At 67.6% G+C, this 24681-nt stretch carries 18 protein-coding genes; 14 read left to right on the top strand and 4 right to left on the bottom strand.

Features of this window, described 5'->3' with window-relative positions; genetic code table 11:
* Positions 1 to 13: 13 nt before the first annotated feature.
* Positions 14 to 862 (bottom strand): bifunctional hydroxymethylpyrimidine kinase/phosphomethylpyrimidine kinase, encoded by an 849-nt coding sequence (gene thiD, locus AC07WS_RS09310; RefSeq protein WP_494728762.1) that lies wholly within the window; start codon positions 860 to 862, stop codon positions 14 to 16.
* A 57-nt stretch (positions 863 to 919) separates the two neighbouring features.
* Between thiD and AC07WS_RS09305 the strand changes: the two genes are divergently transcribed.
* From AC07WS_RS09305 to AC07WS_RS09265, 9 genes are all read left to right on the top strand, one after another.
* On the top strand, positions 920 to 1111 hold the full coding sequence (locus AC07WS_RS09305) for a rubredoxin (protein ID WP_301547057.1): 192 nt from the start codon (positions 920 to 922) through the stop codon (positions 1109 to 1111).
* Between the two features lie 92 nt (positions 1112 to 1203).
* Complete coding sequence (locus tag AC07WS_RS09300; RefSeq protein ID WP_117012052.1) at positions 1204 to 1617, top strand: response regulator; 414 nt, start codon at positions 1204 to 1206, stop codon at positions 1615 to 1617.
* Between the two features lie 20 nt (positions 1618 to 1637).
* A complete protein-coding gene (locus tag AC07WS_RS09295) occupies positions 1638 to 2015 on the top strand; it encodes a response regulator (protein WP_494728761.1) in 378 nt (125 codons plus the stop codon).
* Between the two features lie 3 nt (positions 2016 to 2018).
* The gene (locus AC07WS_RS09290; RefSeq protein WP_494728760.1) at positions 2019 to 2579 is read left to right on the top strand and encodes a chemotaxis protein CheW; all 561 of its coding nucleotides are present in this window, start codon (positions 2019 to 2021) and stop codon (positions 2577 to 2579) included.
* Between the two features lie 45 nt (positions 2580 to 2624).
* Complete coding sequence (locus AC07WS_RS09285; protein ID WP_494728759.1) at positions 2625 to 4988, top strand: methyl-accepting chemotaxis protein; 2364 nt, start codon at positions 2625 to 2627, stop codon at positions 4986 to 4988.
* Positions 4989 to 5018: 30 nt separating this feature from the next.
* Positions 5019 to 10655: a hybrid sensor histidine kinase/response regulator gene (locus tag AC07WS_RS09280; RefSeq protein WP_494728758.1), complete on the top strand. Its 5637-nt coding sequence runs from the start codon at positions 5019 to 5021 to the stop codon at positions 10653 to 10655.
* A 38-nt stretch (positions 10656 to 10693) separates the two neighbouring features.
* A complete protein-coding gene (locus AC07WS_RS09275; RefSeq protein ID WP_494728757.1) occupies positions 10694 to 11461 on the top strand; it encodes a hypothetical protein in 768 nt (255 codons plus the stop codon).
* A gap of 113 nt (positions 11462 to 11574) precedes the next feature.
* Positions 11575 to 12261, top strand: a complete 687-nt coding sequence (locus AC07WS_RS09270) for a hypothetical protein (RefSeq protein WP_494728756.1) — start codon at positions 11575 to 11577, stop codon at positions 12259 to 12261.
* Positions 12262 to 12274: 13 nt separating this feature from the next.
* On the top strand, positions 12275 to 12595 hold the full coding sequence (locus tag AC07WS_RS09265) for a hypothetical protein (protein WP_494728755.1): 321 nt from the start codon (positions 12275 to 12277) through the stop codon (positions 12593 to 12595).
* Here AC07WS_RS09265 and AC07WS_RS09260 read toward each other — a convergent pair.
* The 3 genes from AC07WS_RS09260 to AC07WS_RS09250 form a co-directional block, all read right to left on the bottom strand.
* On the bottom strand, positions 12588 to 15881 hold the full coding sequence (locus AC07WS_RS09260; RefSeq protein ID WP_494728754.1) for an AfsR/SARP family transcriptional regulator: 3294 nt from the start codon (positions 15879 to 15881) through the stop codon (positions 12588 to 12590). The two genes, AC07WS_RS09265 and AC07WS_RS09260, sit on opposite strands and share 8 nt — an antisense overlap.
* Before the next feature lie 150 nt (positions 15882 to 16031).
* Positions 16032 to 19148: a carboxypeptidase-like regulatory domain-containing protein gene (locus tag AC07WS_RS09255; protein ID WP_494728753.1), complete on the bottom strand. Its 3117-nt coding sequence runs from the start codon at positions 19146 to 19148 to the stop codon at positions 16032 to 16034.
* A gap of 104 nt (positions 19149 to 19252) precedes the next feature.
* A complete protein-coding gene (locus tag AC07WS_RS09250; RefSeq protein WP_494728752.1) occupies positions 19253 to 20689 on the bottom strand; it encodes a cryptochrome/photolyase family protein in 1437 nt (478 codons plus the stop codon).
* Positions 20690 to 20823: 134 nt separating this feature from the next.
* Between AC07WS_RS09250 and AC07WS_RS09245 the strand changes: the two genes are divergently transcribed.
* From AC07WS_RS09245 to AC07WS_RS09225, 5 genes are read left to right on the top strand one after another with little or no spacing between them, the layout of a single operon-like run.
* Complete coding sequence (locus tag AC07WS_RS09245; RefSeq protein ID WP_494728751.1) at positions 20824 to 21471, top strand: YqgE/AlgH family protein; 648 nt, start codon at positions 20824 to 20826, stop codon at positions 21469 to 21471.
* A 6-nt stretch (positions 21472 to 21477) separates the two neighbouring features.
* Entirely contained in the window at positions 21478 to 21873 is a 396-nt protein-coding gene (ruvX, locus tag AC07WS_RS09240) for a Holliday junction resolvase RuvX (protein ID WP_494728750.1), read from the top strand.
* Positions 21874 to 21877: 4 nt separating this feature from the next.
* Positions 21878 to 22387: a bifunctional pyr operon transcriptional regulator/uracil phosphoribosyltransferase PyrR gene (pyrR, locus tag AC07WS_RS09235; protein ID WP_161089268.1), complete on the top strand. Its 510-nt coding sequence runs from the start codon at positions 21878 to 21880 to the stop codon at positions 22385 to 22387.
* Between the two features lie 9 nt (positions 22388 to 22396).
* Positions 22397 to 23362: an aspartate carbamoyltransferase catalytic subunit gene (locus AC07WS_RS09230; RefSeq protein WP_020701189.1), complete on the top strand. Its 966-nt coding sequence runs from the start codon at positions 22397 to 22399 to the stop codon at positions 23360 to 23362.
* Between the two features lie 8 nt (positions 23363 to 23370).
* Positions 23371 to 24672 (top strand): dihydroorotase, encoded by a 1302-nt coding sequence (locus AC07WS_RS09225; RefSeq protein ID WP_494728749.1) that lies wholly within the window; start codon positions 23371 to 23373, stop codon positions 24670 to 24672.
* Positions 24673 to 24681 lie beyond the last annotated feature (9 nt).

The raw sequence follows: 24681 nt of genomic DNA, 5'->3' as shown, positions 1-24681 counted from the left end.
GGCATCTTCAGTATCAAGTTGGTAAAGCCTGGTGCAGCTGGAAAAAACGGTTCGGGATGAACTTGCCCATGCCGTAGCGCTGCGCGTGGGCCAGCGCGCCGACGGTGTACTCCTGCGCCGACGCCGTCGCCTCGGGCACGTCGGCGCCGCGCGCCATGAAGGCGGTGATCGCCGCCGACAGCGTGCCGCCGGCACCCAGGAAGGGGCCCGGCATGTGCTGCCAGGCGTCGTGGCTGATCATGCCGTCGGCGCCGAACAGGGTGTTGGCCAGCGTGTTCGGCGCGGCCGTCTCGCCCTGCGGCGTGCCGGCCTGGGTGCCGGTGACGAGCACGAATTCGCAGCCCAAAGCCAGCAGGTGCTCGACGTCCGATTCCATGGTGTCGTCGGCGCCTTCGCGCCAGGTCTCGGCCAGCCGGCCCAGCTCCACCTGCGACAGCATCAGCAGCGTGGCCTGCGGCACCAGCAGCTGGCGCAGGGCGGTCAGCAGCTCCTCGGCCTCGTCGGCGTCGGCCGGATCGGGCAGGCGGGAGCTGAACGGATCGAGGATCAGCGGCGCGTCCGGATAGTCTGACAGGATCTCGGCGATGGCCGCCACCTGCTCGACGTTGGTCAGCGCGCCGACCTTGAAGGCGGCCATGGTCATGTCCTCCAGGACCACGCGGGCCTGGTCCGAGACCCAGTCGGGATCGATGTCCTGCGCGTCTTCGACGCGGGCGCTGTCGCCGATCAGCAACGCGGTGGTCACCGCCAGCCCGGTGCAGGAGAGGGCGGAAAATACCGCGAGGTCGGCCTGGACGCCGATCGCTCCGGCCGGATCGGCAGCGCCGAAGCTTAATATGAGAGGAGAAGTTTGGTTTTGCACGGCGGGTAGATTAAGATACCTAATTCAGCATTTTACTTGATTGAAGGGTGGCAGAACGTGAGTAGCAATGAAACAACGCAGGAGTTCCAGACCTGGATGTGCCTGATCTGTGGCTGGATCTATGACGAACAAGCCGGTTTGCCGGACGAGGGCATCGCCCCCGGCACCCGCTGGGCCGACGTGCCGATGAACTGGAGCTGCCCGGAATGCGGCGCCCGCAAGGACGATTTCGAGATGGTAGCCATCTGATTCCCCGCGCCGGACGCCTGGCGCGGAGCTAGTATCGCGCCAACCGCCGCCGGCCTATGCTATGGTGTAGCCACCACTCCAGCGAACCGATTATGACGACGACCACGCCGCATGCTAATGCCCTGAAAATCATGGTGATCGACGACAGCAGCACGATCCGTCGTTCGGCCGAGATCTTCCTGACCCAGGCCGGCTACCAGGTGGTGCTGGCCGAGGATGGATTCGACGCGCTGGCCAAGATCAGCGACCACCATCCGGCGCTGATCTTCTGCGACATCCTCATGCCGCGCCTGGACGGCTACCAGACCTGCGCGCTGATCAAGAAGAGCGCCAAATTCCACGCCACGCCGGTGCTGATGCTGTCGTCCAAGGACGGCCTGTTCGACCGCGCGCGCGGCGCCATGGTCGGCTCGGCGGCCTATCTCACCAAACCTTTTACCAAAGACAGCCTGCTGGCCGCGGTGCGCGAGCACACCGGCGGCGCGGGCGTCTCTACACAAGAATAAGCAAGCTTCAGGGGAATACCATGGCCATACACAAAGTTCTGATCGTCGACGATTCGCCCACGGAGCGCTACTACCTGACCGATATCCTGGTCAAGAACGGCTTTTCCGTCTCCACCGCCGAAAGCGGCGAGGAGGCGCTGGCCAAGATCAAGGCGGACAAGCCCGAGTTGATCCTGATGGACGTGGTCATGCCGGGTGCGAACGGCTTCCAGGTGACCCGCGCGATCTCGCGCGATCCCGATCTGGCGGACGTTCCCGTGATTATCTGCTCCAGCAAGGACCAGGAGACCGACCGGATCTGGGGCATGCGCCAGGGCGCGCGCGAATACCTGGTCAAGCCGGTCGACGCGGCCGAACTGCTGGCCAAGATCGCCGCCATCGCCAGCGGCCACAAATAAGCGATGAGCAGCCAGACGCCCGATACTTCCACCCCGGCCGGCCCGGAACGCCGCAGCCGCCTGCGCCAGTATCAGGTGCAGCTGCTGGAGCGCATGCAGGCCGCCAAAACCGGCGCCGCGGCGGGCGGCCGTGAGCTCGGCGTGCTGATAGGCGGGCGTCTGTGCCTGCTGGACTTGACCCAGATCAGTGAAATCGTGCCGCTGCAGCCGGTTACGCCGGTGCCGCTGGCGCAGGACTGGTACCAGGGACTGGCCAATATCCGCGGCAACCTGACCGGCGTGATCGACCTGGCGCGCTACCAGGGCCAGGCCGCCGGCGACGCGGCGGCGGCGGAACGGCGCCTGATCACCTTCGCCCCCACATTGGGTTTCAACTGCGCGCTGCTGGCCGAGCGCGTTCTGGGCCTGCGCAAGCTGGCCGACATGCAGGTGCTGGAAACGCCGGCCGATGCCGGACCTGAATGGAGCCGTCAGCGCTACACCGACGGCGAGGGCCAGCAATGGACCCGCATCGATCTGGCGCAGCTGGTGCGCGAAGCGCGTTTTCTGCAGGTTGGTTTGTAAGGACGGCATACTGGGGTAGATCGCAACTAATCCGAAGAGGGTGTAATGGCTTTCAAGATGGGGTTTTTCTCGCGTGGCGAGCGCAAGGCCGCGCAGGACATGGCAGCGAATTCGGAATTTGGCGAAGCAGGCGATTCGCAGTTTTTGCACACCGGCGTCGTGGCGGCGCCGATGCCGATGCCGTCGCCCGCGCCCGCAGGCGCCGCCGGTAGCGACAGCACCGCCGCCGTCGCGGACAGCGCCGCGCCGCTGCGCCTGCGCGACGCGCTGGGCCGCCGTGGCGGAGCGCCGGTGGCGGCGCCCGAGCCGGGCGCCGGCTTCAAGCTGCCGCTGATCGGCCACCTGCCGGCGCAGCGCCAGCTGAGCATCCTGTCGACCGCGCTGGCGGTCAGCCTGGCGCTGAGCGCCTTGTTCGTCGCCCTCAACACCATCCACAGCGCCAACCGCTCCACCCAGACCCAGGTCGCCAGCGACGCGCTGATGCACTCGCAGCGCATCGGCAAGGCGGCGCCGAACGCGGTGCAGGGCAGCGCGGAAGGCTTCCGCCAGCTGGAGGAAAGCCGCAAGGATCTGAACAACGACTTCGCGCTGATGACGCGCGGCGGCCGCTATCAGGGCCGCGAGATCGGCGAGCCGATCGCCGCGCTGGCGCCCGTCGTGGCGGCGGCCCGCAAGCAATGGGGGCCGTCCGATATCGCGGCCGGCACCATCCTGCTGCTGAAGGCGGACCTGAGCGGCGTCGATAAGACGCTCAAGAAGATCAACGACATGTCGCCGGCGCTGCTCAACCGCACCGAGGACATCACCGCGCTGAAGGTGCAGCGCGGCGGCTCGGCGCGCGAGATCGCGGCGCTGGGCAAGCTGACCATGCTCACGCAGCGTATGAGCCGCAGCGCCGGCGAGTTCCTCACCGCCGGCGGCATCACGTCGGAAACGGCGTTCCAGCTGGGCCGCGACACCACCGTGTTCCGCAACACCATCGACGGCTTCCTCAACGGCAGCGCGCCGCTCGGACTGGCGGCCGTGCGCGAACCGGACCTGCGCGACAAGTTCACCGCGCTGAAATCCGATTTCGAGGAATACCAGAAGCTGGTGACGGCCATCCTCGACAAGCTGGATAAGTTCAACGCCGCCAAGAGCGCCGAACAGCTGATCTTCAACGACAACGAAGCCCTGCGCCAGCGCCTGTCGGTGCTGCAGCAGGCCTACCGCGAGGACCAGGATTCGCTGGGCATGACCTTCTGGCTGATGGTGGCCGGCGGCATGCTCACGCTGGTCTCGGCGGCGGCCATCGGCCGCGTGCTGCTGGTCGATTCCTACAACCGCACGCGTGGCGCCGACCGCCGCCGCCAGGAAGCGGAATCCATGCGCCAGCAGTCGCAGCGCAAGGAGGAAGAGGCGAAGGCCATGAATGACCAGAACCAGGCGGCGATTCTGCGCCTGATGAACGAGCTGCAGGAAGTGGCGGACGGCGACTTGACGGTGCAGGCCACGGTGTCCGAGGACATCACCGGCGCCATCGCCGACTCGGTCAACTACACGGTGGAAGAGCTGCGCGGCCTGGTGGGCCGCGTGACCGCCACCGCCGAGCAGGTGACCAAGGCGTCCACCCACGCGCAGAGCATCTCCAGCGACCTGCTGCTGGCGTCGCAGCAGCAGTCGCGCGAGATCCAGGACGCGTCGGCCACGGTGGTCAAGATGGCCAACGAGATCACCGACGTCTCGCGTTCGGCCAGCGAATCGGCCGACGTGGCGCGCCAGTCGGTGGCGGCGGCGCAGCAGGGCGCGACGGCGGTGGAGAACGCCATCAAGGGCATGCACGAGATCCGCGAGCAGATCCAGGACACGTCCAAGCGCATCAAGCGCCTGGGCGAATCGTCGCAGGAGATCGGCGAGATCACCGAGCTGATTTCCGACATCACCGAGCAGACCAACGTGCTGGCGCTGAACGCGGCGATCCAGGCCGCGTCGGCCGGCGAGGCGGGGCGCGGCTTCTCGGTGGTGGCGGAGGAGGTGCAGCGCCTGGCCGAACGCTCGGCGGAGGCGGCCAAGCAGATCGGCGCGCTGGTGCGTACCATCCAGACCGACACACACGACGCCGTGGCCGCGATGGAAAAGTCGACCCAGGGCGTGGTCGAAGGCGCGCGCCTGTCCGACGCGGCCGGCGCGGCGCTGAACGACATCTCGCAGGTGTCGAACCGCCTGGCCGAGCTGATCTCCGGCATCTCGATGGCGACCGGCCAGCAGGCCACGTCGGCGTCCGGCGTGGCGCAGAACATCCAACACATTTTGACGGTGACCGAGCAGACGCAGGACGGTACCCAGCAAACCGCACAATCGATTCATAAGCTGTCAGTGCTGGCGCAGGAATTGAAAAACTCGGTGGCGCGATTCCGTATCGCGTCCTGAACCGCCCAACATTGAAAGGCCGAGGCAAGCATGACCACAACTGATTTTCCGAATCCGCCGCAACCGCAGTTCGATACCGGCCCTCTGTCCTGGGTGATGGTGGAAATCCGCGAGTCGCTGGCACGCTCGAAGACCGCCCTGTTCGAGGCGGGCGGCCGGGCGCCGGAGGATCAGGCGACCCAGCTGCAGCATGCCCGCTCGCACCTGCACCAGGCGCACGGCGCGCTGATGATGGTGGACGTGGACGGCGTCGGCCTGATGACGCAGGTGGCCGAGGAGGCGCTGGACCGCTTCAAGGCCGGCACGCTCAAATGCAGCACCGACCATGCGCAGACGCTGGCGGAGCTGTATCAGGCGCTGGTGGAGTATCTGCAGGAACTGCTGGAAGGCGCGCCGTCGCAACCGGTCAAGCTGTTCCCCTACTACCGCGCGGTGCAGGAGATGATGGGCGCGGAGCGCATCCATCCGGCGGACCTGTTCTATCCCGATTTGTCGCGGGCTGTGACGCCGCCGCCGGCCGGCGAGGCCGCGGCGGCGGACTACACGGCGTTCCGCCAGCGCTTCGAGAAATCGCTGCTGCCCTACCTGAAGAGCACCGAGGCGGCGCAGCAGCAGGAGCATGCGGCCGCGCTGCTGGAGGCCGTGAAGCTGGTCGCCGCCGCCCAGCAGGACGCCAGGGCGCGCACCTTCTGGCTGGCGATGCAGGGCTTCGCAGAACTGGTGGCCAACGGCGAGCTGGCGGGCGGCTTGTACGTCAAGCAGCTGTTCGGTTTGATCAATCTGCAGATCCGCCGCTTGAGCCAGGGCGCAGCCGCGCAGCCGGATGCGATGCTGCGCGACGCGCTGTTCTTCATCGCCGCAGTTCCGGCATCGGCATCGGAGACGGTGCTGGAACTGCGCCGCGTGTTCGCGCTCGACGGCCAGGTGCCGGCCGATTATGAGCGCCGCCGCTACGGCCAGATCGACCTCGATGCGCTGGAGCGCTCCAAGGCTGGCATGGCGCGGGCCAAGGCGAGCTGGGACCGGCTCGCGGGCGCGGAGATCGATCCGGCGCTGGACGCGGCCTTCGGCAGCGCGCTGGCCGAGGTGGCGGAGGCTTGCGACCAGCTGGATCTGCCGGCGTTGAGCATCCTGCTGCGGCAGCTGGCCGGCGTGGCGCACACCGCCATCTCGGCCGGCCGCAGCGAGGAGCTGGCGCTGGAGATGGCGACCGCGCTGCTGTTTGCGGAACATGGACTGGAACAGATCCGCCATCTGCCCGGCGACTTCGCTGCGCACGCGGACACGATAGGCGCGCGCCTGCTGGCGCTGGTGACCGGCGACACGCCGCCGGAACCGGCGCAGTGGCAGAACGGCCTGGCGCAGCAGATGCGGCAGGACGACACGGTCGTCGCGCTGGCGATGGAAATGAAGGCCGGCCTGCGCCAGGTGGAGAAGGTGCTCGACGAGTATTACGTCGATCCGTCGAAGCGGCCGTCGCTGACGGAGCTGGACCCGGTGCTGCATCAGCTGGCGGGCGCGCTTTCCATCCTCGACCAGGAGGACGCGACGCGGGCGGCGCAGCATGTGAAGGCCGCCGTGCAGGCGCTGGCGGCCGGCGAGGGCGATCCGTCGCTGGAGCCGAAGGCGCTGGACGACATCGCGCAGAACGTCGGCGCGCTGGGCTTCTTTGTCGACATGCTGGCGCAGAATGCTGCCGGTGCGCGCGAGCGTTTCGCGTTCGACGCGGCGCATGGCACCTTCCGTTCGGTGCCGTTCAAGAAGATGGCCGGCTCCGAGTCGATACCGGTGCTGGAGGAGCAGGTACCCGCGCCGGCGCCGGTGGCGATGCCGGAGCAACCGCCGGCGCCTGCCAGCAGCGATGCGGCGGTGGAGGCCGAGCTGCTGGACATCTTCATCACCGAGGCCAGCGAAGTGCTGCAGTTTGTCGACGCCACGCTGGCCAAGCCACGCGCGGAGTCGGGCAATGAGGAAAACCTGACCATGCTGCGGCGCTCCTTCCATACGCTCAAGGGCAGCGGCAGGATGGTGGGTCTGAGCCAGTTCGCCGACGCGGCGCACGCCATTGAGCGTGTGATGAATGTGTGGCTGGCGGAGGCGCGGCCTGCCACGGACGCGCTGTTCGACTTGCTGAACGAGGCGGCGCGCCAGATGGGCGCGTGGGTGGCGGAATTGGCGGCGGCCGGTGTCTCGGCGCGCAACGCGGATGCGCTGGCCGCAGCGGCGGCGCGCGTGCAGGATGGCGGCGAGTTCGCGATCGACGACGCGGTGCCGCTAATGCCGTCGCCGCCGCCATCGCCGGTGCCGGAAGCCGAGGCGGAGGAGCCTGCGGTCGAAGCGGCTGAAGAGCTGCAGGCGAAGGCGCCGCCGCCGCCGCCGGCGATTGTCTCCAACGGCAATGTCATCGACTTCCCGACCATCACGCCGGCGGTGCCGCGCGACGACAACGTCAAGCATATCGGCGGGCTGGAGATCCCTCTGCCGCTGTACAACATCTACCTGCACGAGACGGACGAACTGGTTCGCCTGCTCACGCAGGACTTCGGCGAATGGCGGCACGAGCCGCGCCGTCCGGTGCATGCGGAGGCGCTGCAGGCGTCGCACACGCTGGCCGGGACGTCGGGCACGGTGGGCTTCAAGGCCTTGCGGGAACTGGCGCTGGCGCTGGAGTCCACGCTGCAGGCGCTGCTGCCGCCGGCGCCGCATCTCGACCAGGTGCAGCATGATTTGCTGGACTTTACGATGGAGCGCATCCGCCAGATGCTGCAGAGTTTTGCGGCCGGCGACATGCCGGCGGCGCAACCGGAGCTGATCGCCGCGCTGCACGAGCTGCGGTCGGAGCTGGAGGCCACGCCGCCAGCGGCCAGCAACGATATTGAGGCCCGCCTGGACGATCTGGTTGCGGAGACGATGCACGACATCACGTCCGCGCCGGTGGAGTCGGCGATGGAGAGCTTGTTCCGCGAGACGTTCGAAGCACTCAGCGGCAGCGTGCCGGAATCCGATGCGCCGGCGCCGGAAGCCGCGCCGAAGAAGATGGAAGCGCGGGCCGACGACAGCATCGACGATCTGTTCAACGCCGCGTTTGACGATGCCTTCGCCGAACCGCCGCTCAAGATCGCGGAGCCGCTGGCCTCCGAGCCGGAACCGGAACCGGCGCCCGAGCCGATGGCGCTCGCGCCAGAACCGGAGCCCGAGCTGCCGGCCCCCGCGTCCGAGTCGCCGGCCGTCGCGCCGGAGCCAGAGCCGGCACCGGAGCCGGAACTCATCTCCGACGACGAACCTGTTCTGGAAGCCGAAGTTCTCGAACTTCCGCCGGCCGAACCCGAAATCCTGACCGCCGCACCGGCGATCTTCCACGACGAGTTGGACGCCGACCTGCTGCCGGTCTTCCTGGAAGAAGGCGCGGACCTGCTGCCGCAAGTTGGCGAGGCATTGCGCGCCTGGCACCACAACCCCGCCGACACCGCGCAAGCCCAAAGCCTGCTGCGCCTTCTGCACACCGTGAAGGGCAGCGCCCGCATGGCCGGCGCGATGCGATTGGGCCAGCACGCCCACGAAATCGAAACGCACATTGAAAACATGGTGCACGCCGGTTCCGCCACGCCGCAAGCGTTCGACGAGCTGCTGGCGCACTACGACCACGCGCTGCTGCTGTTCGAGCAGCTCCAGCACCCGGACGCATTGCAGCAAGCCGCCGGCCTCGCCGCCGACGTCTCCAGCCTGGACGCAGGCCAGCCGGCCATCGCCGGCACCGGCGGCATCACGACGGACGCCGTGGAGGGCGCCGAAGCCCCCGCCGCCACAGTGCCCGCGCCAGGCCCGCAGACGCCGGCAGACGACCTGCAATCGAGCGCAAAATCGCCGCTGGTCCGCGTCCGCGCCGACATCCTGGACCGCCTGGTGAACCAGGCCGGTGAAGTATCGATCTCCCGCTCCAAGTTGGAGAACGAAGTCGAAACCCTGCGCGCCTCGCTGTTCGACTTCTCCGAAAACCTCACCCGCCTGCGCCGCCAGTTGCGCGAAGTCGAAATGCAGGCCGAATCGCAGATCGCCTCCCGCATGTCGATCTCCAGCGATCGTGAATTCGACCCGCTTGAATTCGACCGCTTCACGCGCCTGCAGGAGCTGACCCGCATGATGGCGGAAAGCGTCAACGACGTCGCCTCCTTCCACGAAAGCCTGACCCGCAGCGTCGACAACGCCGGCGACGACCTGGTGCTGCAAGCGCGCCTCACGCGCGACCTGCAGCGCGACCTGATGCGCGTGCGGATGGTGCCCTTCGCCAGCGTCTCCGAGCGCCTGTTCCGCGTCGCCCGGCAGAGCGCCAAGGAAGTCGACAAGCGCGTCAACCTGGACATCCGCGGCGGCACGGTGGAAGTCGACCGCAGCGTGCTGGAACGGATGGCCGCGCCGTTCGAACACCTGCTGCGCAACGCCATCGCGCATGGCGTGGAGAGCCGCGCCGCCCGCAGCGCAGCGGGCAAGAACGAAACCGGCGAGTTGCTGGTGCAGGTCACGCAGCAGGGCAATGAAGTCGTCATCGAATTCACCGACGACGGCGCCGGCCTCGATCTGGAGCGCATCCGCGCCAAGGCGATCAGCAACGGCCTGCTGCAGGAAGACGAGGAAGTCACCGACGCCCAGGTCGCCGATCTGATTTTCGAACCCGGCTTCTCCACCGCCGAAGCGCTGACCGAGTTGTCCGGGCGCGGCGTCGGCATGGACGTCGTGCAGTCCGAAGCGCAAGCGCTGGGCGGGCGCGTCGACACCTTCTCCGAACGCGGCAAGGGTACGCGCTTCACCATTCACCTGCCGCTCACGCTGGCCGTCACGCAGGTGGTGCTGCTGGCCGCCGGCGGCAAGACCTACGCGCTGCCGGCCATCCTGGTCGAGCAGGTGCTGCAGATGAAGGATGCCGCGCTGGCCGAAGCGCACCACAACGGCTATGTGCCGCTCCACGGCCAGCACGCCGCGCTGCACTATCTGCCCGCCTTGCTGGGCGACGGAGCGGCGCAACCGCCGGCGCAGCGTTCGGCCCCGGTGATGATGCTCAAGAACGGCAACGAGCGGCTGGCCGTGCGCGTCGATGAGGTGCTGGGCAACCGCGAGGTCGTCATCAAGAACATCGGGCCGCAGCTGGCGCGCATGGTGGGCATCGCCGGCGCGACGGTGCTCGGTTCGGGCGACATCGTCCTGATTTTGAATCCGGTGGCGCTGGCGCAGCATCTGGCGCATCACCCCGAGATGACGCAGCACTACGCGCAGGCGGCGGGCGACAGCCCGGCGTCGCGGCGGCAGGGGCGTTCCATCATGGTGGTCGACGATTCGCTGACAGTACGCCGTGTGACCCAACGGCTGCTGGAGCGCGAAGGCTACAACGTCGTGCTGGCCAAGGACGGCGTCGACGCGCTGGAGCAGCTGCAGGGGGCCAAGCCGGACCTGATGCTGGTCGATATCGAGATGCCGCGCATGGACGGCTTCGACCTGACCCGCAACGTGCGCGGCGACGAGCGCACCAAGGACATCCCCATCATCATGATCACCTCGCGCAGCGCCGACAAGCACCGCAACTACGCGCTGCAACTGGGCGTGAACGCCTATTTCGGAAAACCGTTCCAGGAGCCGGTGCTGCTGGACGCCATCGAGGGACTTTTGAAGCAGTAACCCTGGGGTCGGACTTGACCCCCACCGTGTGAACCGGCATGAAGATCGTACTGGCATCTGCATTGATATTTTTGGGCTGTTTTCTGAATGGGGCGCAGGCCGCCGAGGTGCTCACCGCCTGGACCTATTACGCGGCGCCGCCGTTCTTGACGGACGCCAGGTCCAACGCCGGCCTGGATAAGGACCTGGTGGCGTACCTGAATCATAAGCTGGCCGGAAAATATGAAATCCGGCTGATGTTTGTGCCGCGCGCCCGGCTGGCCTCCATGCTGGACAAGGGCGAAAAGGGCATGGTCTTGTTTGCGCCGTCGGTCGTCTTCGGTGGTCCAGCCGGCGCACAATACCTCTGGACCTCGGCATTGTTCGACGATCGGCAGGATCTGCTGTCGCGTTCCTCGCAGCCGTTCGAATACGATGGCCCGGAATCGCTGTACCAGGTGCGTTTCGGCGCCATGCTGGGCCACGTCTACCCCGCGCTGGCGGATGGCATGGACAGTGGGCGTATCCACGCACATCGCAACAATAACGAGGGGGCGCTGCTAAGCATGCTTTTGATGCGGCGTCTCGACGTGATTACGCTTGCCGATTCCTCCATCCGCTATCTGGTCAAAAACGACGCCAGCATAGACGGGAATATCCATGTCTCAAAACAGAACCTGGGCAGCTATACCCGCCACTTGATGCTCCAGCAAGGCATGGCCAGGGAGCGCAACGACATCGAGGAAGTCGTCGCCAGGATGGACAGCGATCCGGCCTGGCGCGCCGTCCTCAGGGAGTACGGCCTGGACTCGCCTCGAAGACGATAGCGGCGGTATCTTGCCGGCATTTGCAAGTCATTTGTGGGTCCGACAAGATTAACTTTCTCCCTGCGGTTATCGATATCCCATCGATGACGCACCATCTACAGGAAGAAAGCATCATGTCAGTCACCAGCACATATTCATTCATACAAGGGTACTTCAACGGCCTGTTCGTTGGACAGAACGCCGTCAGTGCGATCGATCAACCGTTCACCGAGTCGCCTCCGGGCAGCGCCCACTTCGTGGTCCACCGTCCCAACGGCGAAAACCTGGTCGATCTCGGCCCGCTGATTAACACCAACGCCAACGTCGGCATGGTGGCCCAGCAGCTGATCGCCGCCGGCGCCTCGCTCACCAGCGGCCTGCGCGTGCAGGGCACGCCCTGGATCAGCGTTCCCTATTTTCTGCAGTCGCCGCTCGCGCACAAGCCTTTTGACATGCTAGCCAAGGTCAATTTCGATTTCCATATCGAGACGCCCTGGCCTTGCACCGATATCGACGGCACCATCTCGGTGTTCCTGTTCGTGTTCCTCGACAGCCAGAAGCACCTGCGTGTGACGGTCGACGGCACCTGGTTCTCGTTCGAGGGCGGTTTGTTCTGCGCCGGCCCTGCTTCCAACGCGCTGAAGGCCGCGATGCCGGCGGTGCGCGACCAGGTGAAGAAGCTGCTGCCGCAACTGACGGCGGCCATTGCCAACGTCAAGTTCTCGAATATCTACTTCTTGCCAGGCGACGGAAAAAAAGCCGCCGGCGCCTTCGTACAAAACGCCAGCAGCGATGCGTCGCTCGGCCTGCTCTTAGCTTAAAAGGAAAATGAAAATGGATAAGGATCAAAAACTGGTCAGCGATATCAGCGCACTGCTGCGTGACGCAGGTTACTCCGGTCTGAATGTGCGCAACGGCCCCAATGGCACGCAGCTCAACGCCACCCATGAACGCGGCGGCGTGGTGCTGTACCTGTCGCCGGACATGCAGAAGGCCGGGCGCCGCACCGAAGGCGGCGCGGCGGAAGTGCACACCGAGCGGCTGGACGTGCATCAGGTGCCCGCGATGGAGGGTGTGGATCAGCAGATCCGCGCCAACCCCGAACTGGCCAAGGCCATGGGCATCCCGTCCGCGAATCTGAAGTACATCATGTAGCTCGCTTTGGTCCGGCCTTGCCCGCGTAGTGGGCGGGGCTGGATTGCGCGGCGCCGGCCATCAGCTGCTGCGCCAGCGCTTCGATTTCCGGCGCCACCGGTGCGCCCAGCGCGCTCAATGCCATGCGCTGGTAGCGCCGGTAGACCGCCAGGCCTTCCTCGAAACTGGCGTCGTCCAGGTGGATGCGCATCAGGTCCGTGCTCAAGGCCTTGCAGTACGGGTCCGCCTCCAGCGCGCGTTCCAGCAGCTGCGCGGCGGCTGACGTGTTGCCGGCGCGGGCCAGCAGGCGGCCGGCGTCGCCCAGCGCGCGCGCCAGTTTGCCGCGCCAAAGTTCGCGCCGCGCCAGCAGCCACGGCGCGCTTTCCCCGTGCAGCAATTCTCCCCGGTACAGCGACAGCACCTGCGTGGACGCGGCCAGCAGCGCGGCTTCGTGCGATCCCGCCGCTGAATCGATGGCGCCGGCGGTGCTGCATTGCTGCGTCAGCGCTTGCAGGCGCTCCAGCAGCCGCTCCAGCGCAGCTGTGTCGCTCCAGCACTGCTGCGCGCCCAGCGACAGCGCTCCCTGTTCCAGCACGACGCTGCCCGCGCCCACTGTCGCCCGCAGGCGCGACAGCGTGGTCTCCAGCGCGTGGCGCGCGGTGTCGCCGTCGGCGTCCGGCCATAGCAGCTCGGCGGCGCGGTCCAGCGCGATGCTGGCCGGCGCATGGGCGGCGATCAGCTTCAGGATGTCGAGCTGGCGGTGCTTGGATTTGCCTTGCGAGCGCAGTGGCTCGCCGGCGATGCGCAATTCGAAGCCGCCGAAGGTGCGCACCTGCACCGGCCATGGCCAGTTGTCGCCGGCATCCTCCGGCGGCGCCAGGCGCCAGGCGCGTATCAGCGCGTTGGCCGCATCAGGGACGATGCCGGCCGCCAGCGCGTGCGCGCACAGCGGCTGCAGGATGTGCGGCGTGGCAAAGGTCAGGTAGCTGCCCTGCGCCGCGAAGTGGTACAGCGCGCGGCGCAGCTTCTCCTGCGCCAGCAGCAGCTGCGCCGGTTGCGCGCACTGCAGCTGCTGCAGCGGCTGCGCCTTGCCGTCGGCGCCGGTGATCAGTAGCCAGGCCTCCAGCAGGTCGGCCCAGGTGGCGGCCAGCGGCGAACGGTACTCGGCGGCGTGCCGGCGCAGGATGGCCGTTTCGACGGCGCAGCGTTCGCGGTCCAGCAGCGTCCAGGCGACGCAGCCGGCCGCCTGCGCATAGACTTCATACGGGATGCTGCCGAAGCGCAGGGCCGCCTCGTGCGCCAGGCGCGCGTGTTCCAGCGCACCGTGGCCGTCGCCCCGGCAGCTGGCCAGCCAGGTCTGCGTCAGCTGCAGATGCGCCACCAGGTTGTGGTGCTGCGCGGGCGTCTGCGCGGCGATGTCGGTGGTGGCGGCGGCGGCTTTGTCCAGTTCTCCGCGCAGCAGGCAGGAGGCGGCGTACAGCAGCACGTAATGCGCGTCCATGATGCGGATGCCGCTGCTTTCCGAACTGGCGCGGCAGGCGGCAAAGATGGCGTCGAAGCGGACGTGGTCCATGCCGGACAGCGCGTCGTACAGCTGCACCAGGTGCGACAGGTAGCGCGCATACGATGGCAGCGCGGCCGCTTCCGGCAGCGCGTCCAGCAGCACGCGCACCTTGCGCACGGCGGCGTAGCGGCCGGACTGGTAGTAGTGCTGGCCCAGCATCGCGCCCAGCCGCACCTTCAGCGTCGGATCGGCCGGCTGGCGCAGCACTTCGAGCGCGCGCTGCTCCCACAGGTCCATGTCCTGGTGGCCGGGATCGGTCATGAACAAGCCGCTCCACATGCTGTGCGTCAGATGGGCTTTCAGGCCGGGATCGGGCAGCTGGTCGTAGTCCAGCGCCGGGTCCACGTGCTGCTGCAGGAAGGCGCGCAGCGGCTGCTCGGCGGCGCCGTCGAAGAAGTAGGAGCTGATGATGGCGCTCAGCGCCAGGAAGCGGTGCATCGGCCGGTTCTGCTGCGTGAACGCCTGCAGCGCCTTGAGCAGCGCGGCGCGGGCGCGTGCGGTGTCGCTCATGAAAACGGCGAGGCCCAGCCAGTAGTGGTGCCACGGGCTGCGCTGCGCTTCGGGCAGCGCGTCGATCCAGCGCGCCAGCGTGGTGTGGCGGGCGCTGGCCAGCATCGCCTCGGCGCGCGATTCGATCAGGCCAGCGGCGCGCTCGCACATGCCGTGTTCCAGTGCCAGCTTGACGGCGGCGTCGCCGCTGCCGTCGGCCAGCAGGGTGTCGATGCAGCCGGCGATCCAGGCGTGGCGCTGCGCCTCGTCGGTGCGGGTGGCGGCCCATTTGCGCAGGAAGCCCTGGAACAGCGGATGCAGCGCGTACTGGCGGCCCGGATACTCGTAGATCAGCGCCCCCTGCGCGGCCAGGCGCGCCACGATGTCCGCCGCGTGCGGCGCGCCGGACAGCGCCGCCGCCCACGCGCCGCTGAAGTGCGGCAGCCAGCACACCGCCAGCAGCGTGGCGCGCTCCTCGTCGCTGTAGGCGCTGAACACTTCCTCGGCCAGGTAGCCCACCATCGCTTCCGACAGCACGTCCTCGGCCGCCAGCGCGGCGCCCGGACGGCGCTTGAGCCACGAGGCCACCAGCGCGATGCCGGCCGCCCAGCCGCGCGTGAAGTTGTAGACGCTGTCGGCGACGGTGTCGGCGTGGCCGACGCCCAGCACGTTGAGCAGCACCTCGGTTTCGTCGCGGCTGAAGGCCAGCGCCGCGCTGTCCAGTTCATGCATGTCGCCGTGCGCCAGCAGGCGCGCGCAGGCGGCCGGCGGCAGCGCGCGGCTCAGCACCACGACCTTGCTGGCCGGCGGCAGCTCGGTTGCCAGCGTCTCAAGGAATTGGCGGAAGAAGGGCGCGTCCTGGCAGCGGTGGGCGTCGTCCATGACGATGCGGCTGGCCGGCGCCAGCGCCGCGCCCAATGAACGCGCGTACAGCCGCAGGTAGCCTTGCAGCGCCGGCAGGTGTTCGCGCAGCAGCGGCGGCGGTTGCCAGTCCGGCGCCACGCCGCCGTTGACGATGGCCTGTTCGAAGTAGAGCAGGAAGCTGGCCGGGTCGATGTCGGCTTCGTCCAGCCGCAGCCAGGCCACGGTGGGGCCGGCGGCCTGGCAGAATTCCAGCCCCAGGCTGGTCTTGCCGGAACCGGCCGGCGCGGCGATCCAGGTCAGCGTGGCGGGGGAGTCGAGCACCGTCCGCACGGCGTGCTGACGGCCGATCAGGCGGGCGACGGGACGTGAGGTCTTGGCGAGTGAGGCCATGGTGGCGGTTCCTTGAGGCGGACTGCGCGGGAACCACCAGTTTAATTCTGATTATAAAAAGAACAAATCTTAAATTTCGACAACTATCGTGAAGCAAGGGGCGGAGGGCGACTGAGCTCGACCGCCACCCCTTCGGGCCGCAGTGCGGGGTCAGGCCGGATCGACCTTGTTGGTCAGCGTGAAGTGCGCCTCGGCGTAGTTGTCGCCGTCGACGAACATCCACCAGGTGCCGGTCTTGTTCGGCCCGACGGTGACCGGCGCCAGGTGGCCTTCCTGGTAGTTGTCGCCGTCGGCATAGCCCTCGCCGTAGCAGCGCAGCGTGGCCTTGACCTGGATGACGTCATTGGCCAGCAGGTCCAGCGTCAGGATCAGGCGGCCCATGGCGTCGTCGGCCACCTGGTCGAACACCTTGACCGCGTGGGTGGACGACGGCCCCAGTTGCGCGATGTTGTAGAAATCGCCCACGCTGTGCGGATACGCGGCGGCGGCGAATTCGTAGTCGGTGGTGGCCATCCAGCCGTCGATGGTCAGGCGGCGGAACCAGTGCGGCGGCGGCTGCAGGTCGACCGTCAGGTTGGCGGTCTGGTTGGCCGTCACCGTCGCCGAGGCGCTGCCGCGCAGCTCCTGCTTCTCGGCCGTCACCAGCACGCTGCCCACCGGTACGCCGGTGAGCGTGAAGCTGCCGTCGGCCGCCGTGTGGGTGAACTGGTTCTGCGAAATCTGCACGCTGACGCCGGCCGCCGGCTTGCCCTCGTAATGCACCACGCCGTGCAGCGTGCCGGTCTGCGCCACCTTCTTCCATTGGTAGACGGTCACCTCCTCCCAGCGCGCCGGCCGGTAGATCAGCGGCTCGCAATAGCCGTACAGCGGCGCGTCGAAGAAGCACAGGTTGGCCGGGCTGACGGCGTTGGCGTCGCCGGTGTGGCGCCAGGCGTCGGAGTCCTTGGCGTCGGTGTCGCACCAGTCGGAGGCGAAGGCGTTGAGCATCTGGTTGGCGGTATCGTCGGCGGCGTCGGTGAGCGCGTTGCCGAACCAGCCGGCGCTCTCCAGCACCATCTCGTGGATCTTCGAGTACAGCACCTCGCCGGCGGCGATGCGCTCGTCGGACTGGTAGAGGTACAAGCCGTCCGGCGTGGACGGCGTGATGCCGGCGCCGGCATCCAGGTCGCTCTGTTCCAGCATGCCGCCTTCCATCGGCACGCCGGACTGTTTGATCGACATCCACAGCAGCGACGAGCACACCGTCGGGAAGGTGTTGGCGGCCCACTTGGCGCTGGCCGGCGCCTTGTCGGTCAGGCCGATGGCGGGATTGGTGTAGCAGAAGAAGCGGTAGTGGCTCTTGCCGGCCTGCTGCGCGGCGAAATTGGCGATGCCGTGCAGCGTCTGGCGGATCTCCAGCGTCTCCTTCAGCGGATCGGGCTTGACCACCATGGCCGGCACGATCTCCGGCGCCACGCCGCCCAGGTCCAGCTTCGATTCCATGGTGGCGAAGCCGGAGATCGAATGCTTCTTGCCGGTCTCGGGATCTATCCTGTCCTCGCCGTCGACCGCTTGTTCGACGGTCTGCGTGACCACGCCCGGCCACAGGTATTTGAGCACGTCGGGACGGGCGCCGTCGCCGCCGATGAATTCGATCAGCCGGTCTTCCGACGCGGTGGAGTGGGTGATCTCGTCGTGGTTGCGGGTCATGATGCCGGAGTGCGAATAGCGCTGCGGCGGCGTCACCGTCTGCAGCACGGCGGAGATCAGGCTGCCGTTGCTGGGGTTGAGGATCAAGTCGCCCTTCTTGGCGTTCATGAAGCGCGGCGGCATCTGCATCCAGCGTTTTTCCTGGGTCGGCATGCAGTACATGCCGTCGGGGATGTGGTCCGGCAGGTTCCACGGATTGCACTCCGCGTCCTCGACCGGGAACGGCGGCTCCACGTGCAGGTCCATCGCCGTCAGCGTGTGCAGCGGTTGCAGCGCACTGGCCAGCGCGGCCGGCATGCGGCTCACGCCCACTTGCAGCGTCGAGCCGATGGCGGCCGGCAGCATGCCGTAGCTGCCCAGGCGCGCCACTTCGTCCGACGTGATCGCGGCAGGGTTGGCGACCAGCTGGCGGCTGGCCAGGTCGCTCAGCAAGGCCTGCGCGTTGGCGTTGACCAGCAGCTTCCTGCTCATGTGCTGCGGCACGTCGAAGTGCGCGCTGACGCGCACCGGCAGGCCGTTCGGCGCCGTGCCGCGATAGTGCACGCTGAAGGCGACGGCCTGCTGCGGCAGCTGCGCCTTGGGGATGGCGACGTCGATGCGGGTCGCGGCCTGCGCCTTCAGCACGATGGCGCTGGCGGTGGCCGGGCGCAGCTCGAATTCGCGCGGGCCGTCGTCGTAGGCCAGCTCCAGCTGCATGCTGCTCAAGGTCAGGTTGCCGGCCTCGGGATTGCGCACGACGAAGCTGGCGCGGTAGCTGCCGTCGATGAACTGCGCGCTGAAGTCGCTGCTCTCGACCGGCGGCTGCAGCACGCCGCGCTGGCGCGCCAGGAAGTAGGGATTGGCCACGCTGACGCTGCGCAGAATGGTGCGCGGCGCCTCGCCCGGCTGCTGCACCGTCACCTGCACGTGGAACACGGTGTGCGGCCGGTTGGGGTTGAGCTGCGCTGAGAAGTCGTGCTGCAGCGTGGGATGCGTGCTGCCCAGCGCGACGGCGCCCAGCTGCCAGTTGTAGACGGCGGCCGTGGCGCCGCCGCCCATGTTGCTGGCGGCGCGCGGCGGCGTGGAGGTCAGGATGGGATGGCTGGCGGCGTCGCGCGCGGGGATGGTCAGCACGCTCATCGCGGTCTTGCGCGGCACGATGGGGCCGATGGGAGCTGCCGGCGTGCGGGGCTTGATCTCGATGCGCGGACGCGGCGTGCCCTGGGTGCGGCGCTCGGGCGCGTTCTGCACCGTCAGTATCATCGTGGTGGGATTGTGCGGTGCGCTGCGCACCGTCAGCGTCGGTGGCTGCTTGCCGTCGGCGGGGGCGTTGATCTGGACTTCGGCCTTGAGCTTCTCGATGGCGCCGCGCTTGCCGGCGACGACGTTGATGGTCTTCTTGCCGGCGCGGTTCCAGACCAGGTACTGCTTCGAGCCGGGCACGCCGTTGATGCTGATGTTGGCGCTTTCGTTGTTGTCGTAGGACTGGCCGTTCGGCGCCTTGACTTCGACGCAGACGCTGTCGCCGATGGCGGCCACGGCGGGCGTGCAGACGACGGAACCAAGCAGCGGGGTTGGGGCGGTTGGTGCTTGCAACATGGGAACTCCTGTGGACATTGGGAATGGTTGTGTCAGGCCTGCTTTCGGCGAGCCCGGTGTTCCCAGTGTCGTGGGGAGCGTCCCACAAATCGCTCACAAATGCGCTAGCCGGCCTTCTTCACCACCGCGTAGCGTTCCAAGGTGCGCCTGCGCGCCTGGTCGTGCATGACCAGCGGGGCGGGATAGTACAGCGGCAGCATGCGCGGCACCAGCCACGGCGCGTGGATTTCCTTGTCGCCCAGGTCCTTCAGCTGCGGCAGGTAGCGGCGGATGAACTTGCCCTTGGCGTCGAACTTCTCCGACTGCGTGACCGGGTTGAAGATGCGGAAGTAGGGCTGCGCGTCGCAGCCCGACGACGAGGCCCACTGCCAGCCGCCGTTGTTGGAGGCCAGGTCGAAGTCGTTGAGGTGCTGCGCGAAGTAGGCCTCGCCGCGGCGCCAGTCTATGCCCAGGTCCTTGATCAGGAAGCAGGCCGTCACCATGCGCAGGCGGTTGTGCATGTAGCCGGTCTGGTTCAGCTGCGCCATGGCCGCGTCCACCAGCGGATAGCCGGTGCGGCCTTCGCACCAGGCGGCGAACCATTCGTCGGCGTGCGGGCCGCTCTCCCACGCGATGGCGTCGTAGGCCGGCTTGTAGGCGCCGCCCACCACGTGCGGATTGTGGAACAGGATCATGGCGTAAAACTCGCGCCAGATCAATTCCGCCAGCCACACCGGCGCGCCTTCGCCGCCGGCGCCGCGCGCCATCAGGTCCAGCACGGTGCGCACCAGGTGCCGCACCGACAGCGTGCCGAAGCGGAAGTGGATCGATAAATAGGACGGTCCCTTCACGGCCGGATAGTCGCGCGCCTCCTGGTAGCCGGCGATGCGGGGCAGGAAGTCTTCCAGCAGCGCGGCGGCGCCGGACATGCCGGTCGGGATCTTCAGCTCGGCCAGGTTGCTGGGCTCGAAGCCGAGCTCGGCCAGTGTCGGCAGGGCCGGCGCGTCGGTTGGCGGCGGCGCCAGGCGGGCGGCCAGCGGTTCGACCGGGCAGGGCGCCAGCACCGACGGGTCCGCTTCCAGCTGCTTCAGCCAGGCGTTTTTGTACGGCGTAAACACCGAGAACACGCCGCCGGTCTGCGACAGCACTTCGCTTTTTTCAAAGACGACCTGGTCCTTGCAGCTGACGAAGCGGCGGCCGTCGGCCTGCAGCGCCCGCTGCACGGCGGCGTCGCGGGCGATCGCTTGCGGCTCGTAGTCGTGGCTGCAGTACACGGCGTCCACGCCCAGCTCGGCGGCCAGGGCCGGGATCGCGGCGGCCGGATCGGCATGGCGCACGATCAGGTGGCCGCCCAGCTGTTGTAGTTCCGCCGCCACTTCGGCGATGCTGGCATGGATGAAGTCGACCCGCCGGTCGCGGCGCGGCAGGCCGGCCAGGATGGTGGTGTCGTAGACGAAAACGCAATACACGCGGGCGCTGTCTTGCAGGGCGCGGTGCAGGGCCGCGTGGTCGAAAACCCGCAAATCGCGGCGCAGCCAGACCAGGGAGGAATTCAGTTTCATTGAGTCTGTGTCAATCTCGTGTGGGAACTCAAACATGGCCGCATCCGCAATTCAGTGTAAACTATCGGTTATACAGAGTTGCTAGCCGCGCGAATACTACAGTAATTGTCAGCAGCACAGAAAGAACCACGCATATGAAGAAAAGCAAAATCGGCAAAACTCTCCCTGTACCCGGCATGCTCCAGGAAGCCGGCGATCCCTTGGAATCCCCCGCCACCGGGGCAGCGACGCTGAACCTGGCGGATCATTTCCTGATTGCAATGCCTTCCATGCAAGATCCGGTGTTCGGCGGGACCGTCGTGTACGTATGCGAGCACAACGAGAACGGCGTGCTGGGCGTGGTCATCAACAAACCCACCGACATGACGATGGAGGTGCTGTTCGAGCGCATCGACCTCAAGCTGGAGTCCAATGTCGACGTCGACGCGCCCATCATGTTCGGCGGCCCGGTGCAGGACGACCGCGGCTTCGTGCTGCACACGCCGGGCACCCGCTATTCGTCGTCGCTGACGGTGACCAAGGACGTGGCCTTCACCACCTCGATCGACGTGCTGGAGGCCGTGGCCGCCGGCGACGGCCCGCCGCGCATGCTGGTGTCGATCGGCTACTCGGGCTGGAGCCCGGGCCAGCTGGAGGACGAGATCAGCCGCAACGGCTGGCTGACCGTGGGCGCCGATCCCGACATCCTGTTCAACCTGCCGATCGAAGAGCGCTACACGGCCGCCATGCGCCTGCTGGGCATCGACCCGCTGATGCTGACCTCGGAGGCGGGGCATGCATAAGGTGATATGCACGCCGTGACCATCGAGACCATCTTTGCATTCGACTTCGGCGTCAAGCGCATCGGCGTCGCCATGGGCAACACCATGATCCGCCAGGCCGAGCCGGTCAAGGTGATCGCCGCCATCGACAACGCCACCCGCTTCGCCGACATCGCCGCGCTGCTCGACGAGTGGAAGCCGGCCCGGCTGGTGGTCGGCCTGCCCATGCATCCCGACGGCGCCGAGCACGAGATGACGGCGCGCGCCCGCAAGTTCGCCAACCAGCTGCACGGCCGCTTCAACCTGCCGGTGGAGCTGGTGGACGAACGCTATTCCTCGGCCGTGATTTCGGCCAGGCGCGGCGAGCTCATCGACGACCGCGCCGCCGCCATCATCCTGCAACAATATTTCGACACCCACTGAACCCATGTCCACACTGAACCCCCACCAACTCGACGCCGAAGCGCTGTACGCGACCCTGCTGGCCGACGTCAAAGCCGGCCTGGCCGGCGTGGCCGATGTCGCCATCGTCGGCATCCACTCCGGCGGCGCCTGGATCGCCGAGCGCCTCGCGGCCGACCTCGGCCTGTCCGCCCGCTGCGGCGTGCTGGACGTGTCCTTCTACCGCGACGACTACGCCAAGAAGGGCCTGCCGGCCGACATCAAGCCTACCCACATCGGCTTCGACGTGGCGGCCGCCAACATCCTGCTGGTGGACGACGTGCTCTACACCGGCCGCACCACCCGCGCCGCGATCAACGAGCTGTTCGACTACGGCCGCCCGGCGCGCATCATGCTGGCCGCGCTGGTCGACCGCGGCGAGCGCCAGCTGCCGGTGGCGGCCGATTTCGTCGCCGGCCACGTGCAGGTGCCGCCGGGGCAGGCGCTGGTGCTCAAGCGCGCCGACGATGGGAAATTTACGCTAACCATAGAATAAGTACAGACCATGCTTAATCCGCAACTGAACAAACACGGCGAGCTCCAGCACTTGCTGTCGATCGAGGGACTGCCCAAGTCCATCGTCAACCACATCCTGGACACCGCCTCGTCGTTCGTCGGCATCTCCGACCGCGACGTCAAGAAGGTGCCGCTGATGCGCGGCAAATCGGTGTTCAACCTGTTCTTCGAGAACTCCACGCGCACCCGCACCACCTTCGAGATCGCCTCGAAGCGCCTGTCGGCCGACGTGATCAACCTGAACATCCAGGCCTCGTCCGCCAGCAAGGGCGAATCGCTGCTCGACACCATCGACAACCTGTCGGCCATGCACGCCGACATGTTCGTGGTGCGCCACGCGCAGTCGGGCGCGCCCTACCTGATCGCCAAGCACCTGCACGACACCAGGCAGTCGCACGTGCACGTGGTCAACGCCGGCGACGGCCGCCACGCGCACCCGACCCAGGGCCTGCTGGACATGTACACCATCCGCCACTACAAGAAGGACTTCACCAACCTGACGGTGGCCATCGTCGGCGACATCCTGCACAGCCGCGTGGCGCGTTCCGACATCCACGCGCTGACCACGCTGGGCGTGCCGGAAGTGCGCGCCATCGGCCCGCACACGCTGCTGCCGGGCGGTCTGGAGCAGATGGGCGTGCGCACCTTCACCAACATGGAGGAGGGCCTGAAGGGCGTGGACGTGATCATCATGCTGCGCCTGCAGAACGAGCGCATGAGCGGCGCGCTGCTGCCGTCGGCGCAGGAATACTTCAAGAGCTACGGCCTGACGCCGGAACGGCTGGCGCTGGCCAAGCCGGACGCCATCGTCATGCACCCGGGCCCGATGAACCGCGGCGTCGAGATCGACTCGGCGGTGGCGGACGGCCCGCAGGCGGTGATCCTGCCGCAGGTGACTTTCGGGATCGCGGTGCGGATGGCGGTGATGAGCATAGTGGCGGGGACGCAGGGATGAAAGCAGGCATGAAACTACATATCAAAAACGGCCATCTGATCGATCCGGCCAACGGCATCGATGGCAAGCACGACCTTTACATCGCCGACGGCAAGGTGCTGGCGGTGGGCGGCGCACCAGGCGGCTTCACGGCCGACCAGACCATCGACGCGAGCGGCCTGATCGTCTCGCCCGGCTTCGTCGACCTGTCGGCGCGCCTGCGCGAACCGGGCTACGAATACAAGGCCACGCTGGAATCGGAAATGCAGGCCGCGATGCAGGGCGGCGTGACCAGCCTGATCTGCCCGCCCGACACCGATCCGGTGCTGGACGAACCCGGCCTGGTCGAGATGCTCAAGCACCGCGCCAAGACGCTGAACCAGGCCAATGTGCACCCGCTGGGCGCGCTGACCGTCGGCCTCAAGGGCCAGGCGCTGACCGAGATGGCCGAGCTGACCGAGGCCGGCTGCATCGGCTTCGCGCAGGCCGAGGAGCCGATCGAGGACACCAACGTGCTGCTGCGCGCCATGCAGTACGCCAAGACCTTCAACTACACCGTGTGGCTGCGTCCGCAGGACGCGCACATCGGGCGCGGCGGCATCGCGGCCAGCGGCCCGCTGGCCTCGCGCCTGGGCCTGTCCGGCGTGCCGGTGATGTCCGAGACCATCGCGCTGCACACGATCTTCGAACTGATGCGTGCCACCGGCGCCCGCGTGCACCTGTGCCGCATGTCGTCGGCGGCCGGGCTGGCGCTGGTGCGCAACGCCAAGCAGGAAGGCTTGCCCGTCACCTGCGACGTCGGCGCCCACCACATCCACCTGACCGACGCCGATATCGGCTTCTTCGATTCGAACGCGCGCGTGACGCCGCCGTTCCGCAGCCAGCGCGACCGCGACGCCATCCGCCTGGGCCTGCTGGACGGCACCATCGACGCGCTGTGCTCGGACCACACGCCGGTCGACGACGACGAGAAGCTGCTGCCGTTCGGCGAAGCCTCGCCCGGCGCCACCGGGCTGGAGCTGCTGCTGTCGCTGGCGCTCAAATGGGCCGACGACTACGCCGCCACCCAGGACACCGGCGCCGTGCGGCCGCTGGCGCGCGCGCTGGCCCGCATCACCTCCGACGCGGCCCGCGTGGCCGGGCTGGACGCCGGCACCCTGTCGGTCGGCGCGGCGGCCGACGTCTGCCTGTTCGATCCCGAGGCACGCTGGACGGTGGAAGCGTCGGCGCTGGCCAGCCAGGGCAAGCACACGCCCTTCCTCGGCTACAACCTGGCCGGGCAGGTCCGCACCACCATCGTGGCGGGGCACGTCGCCTACCAGCGCAGCTGATCGGTTTGC

The sequence above is a fragment of the Duganella sp. GW821-FHT01E12 genome, from assembly GCF_059422325.1.
This window is presented reverse-complemented; position numbering and strand designations above follow the sequence as displayed.